We start from the raw sequence: 1,081 nt of genomic DNA, 5'->3' as shown, positions 1-1,081 counted from the left end.
GCTGTACCTGGCCCGCCGCCACCGCTACACCCACGCGGTGTCGTTCTTCCGCTGCTGGTCACCCACGCCGGTCCCGCTGGCAAGACTGGTGTGGGTGGTGTGCTGTCGCTGGCGGATCGAGGAGGACTTCCAGACCGCGAAGCACGCCACCGGCCTGGACAAGGGCCAGGTCACCACCTGGGCCTCCTGGCACCGATGGAGCACCGCGGCCCTGGTCGCCTATACCTTCCTCGCGGTCACCGCCGCCCTCGAACGCGACACGGACGACGATCGGCCTATCGACCTCGTCCCCGTCACCTGCCACGAACTCCTGCGCCTGCTCAGACTGCTGATCCTGCCCCCACCCCGACGCGACGCCGGCCACATCCTGCACTGGTCCACCTGGCGCAGACGCCACCAGCACCGAGCCCGCCAAGCCCACAGGCGATGGCACACCTACGCGGACACAGCCCCCTGACCAGCACGAACACCGCCCAGATCACGATCTACAGCTGCCGTGTCAGCGAAATGATCTCGCGGCGGTTCGGGCGTGAAGCAGGGGCGTTGCATGAAGCGGATTCGTCCGGTTCACGCGCCGTGCCCTTGACGTCGTGTCATGTCCTGTTCTGGGGCCGGGAAGCAGTGCAGGCACGGCGCTGGTGATCATGTGGTTGTCGAGACCCATGAGAACCGAACGAGACCGTGCCTGCCCCTGCATCATCTCCCGTGCCTGCCGCGCTGGAGCACCTGGCCCGCGCTTCTTCTTCCGCACCCCTCATCGACGCAGCCGGCCTGCGTCCCTTCCTGGACGCGGTGCCCGATCCGCGGGACCGCAGAGGCCGCCGGCATCCGCTGTCGGCGCTGCTGGCGGCGGCAGCGGCTGCCGTGCTGGCCGGTGCCCGCTCCCTGGCCGCGATCGGCGAGTGGATCACGGACGCACCGCGCTGGGCCGTGCGCGCCCTCGGTTTCACCCTGGATCCCCTGACCGGGCAGGTGGTGGTCCCGCACCAGCCCGCGCCCGCGGTGCGCCTCGTCCACGGCCACCTGCCAGACCAGCAGGGTGCCCGGGCTGTCCGGTCGCACGTAGCCGGTGATGAAGCCC

Annotated in this window: 3 pseudogenes; 2 read left to right on the top strand and 1 reads right to left on the bottom strand. The window is 70.0% G+C overall.

Features of this window, described 5'->3' with window-relative positions:
* Both ACFT4A_RS42540 and ACFT4A_RS42535 read left to right on the top strand, forming a co-directional pair.
* Positions 1–457: pseudogene (locus ACFT4A_RS42540) on the top strand (IS701 family transposase); the annotation flags it as partial.
* A gap of 224 nt (positions 458–681) precedes the next feature.
* A pseudogene (locus ACFT4A_RS42535) lies at positions 682–891 on the top strand (transposase family protein); the annotation flags it as partial.
* 96 nt (positions 892–987) lie between these two features.
* Here the strand turns inward: ACFT4A_RS42535 and ACFT4A_RS42530 are convergent.
* Positions 988–1,081 (bottom strand): annotated as a pseudogene (locus ACFT4A_RS42530) (GNAT family N-acetyltransferase); the annotation flags it as partial.

It is taken from the genome of Streptomyces sp. NPDC057099, from assembly GCF_042671245.1.
Taxonomy (GTDB): domain Bacteria; phylum Actinomycetota; class Actinomycetes; order Streptomycetales; family Streptomycetaceae; genus Streptomyces; species Streptomyces purpurascens.
Note: the sequence above shows the minus strand (reverse complement) of the source record. Positions and strands in the feature narration are given on the sequence as shown.